1 protein-coding gene is annotated in these 390 nt (G+C 64.1%); it reads left to right on the plus strand.

Annotated elements, in window-relative coordinates; all coding sequences use genetic code 11:
- Window positions 1-390 (plus strand): regulatory protein GemA (locus Q5762_RS37320; protein WP_315896753.1); only part of this gene is annotated, 390 nt, incomplete at both ends.

Below are 390 nucleotides of genomic sequence, written 5' to 3' on the forward strand. Positions count from 1 at the left end.
GATGACCCCGGCCGATAAAGAGCGGGTCGTCGCCGAACTGCGCCGGCTGGGGTTTCGTCACGTGAACCGGCGCGATCTGGACGGCCCCTATGCAAAAAAGCTTCAGGCGCTGTGGATTGCGGCCTGGAACCTCGGCCTGACCCGATCGCGCGACGACAAGGCGCTTCTGGCTTTTGTCAAACGCCAGACCGGGCTGGATCACACCCGCTGGCTGCATGACCCCAAACAGGCTGATCGCGCCATCGAGGCGCTGAAAAGCTGGATCGGGCGGGAAGCTGGGGTGATGTGGGGCAACACCAACGGACAGGATTTCCTGCGCGACCACGGCGGCAAAATTGCCTGGGCGCAGTGGGGGCGGTTGCATCCGGGGTCGAGCCTTCTGGATCTTGG

It is taken from the genome of Streptomyces sp. P9(2023) (genome assembly GCF_032436795.1).
GTDB lineage: Bacteria > Actinomycetota > Actinomycetes > Streptomycetales > Streptomycetaceae > Streptomyces.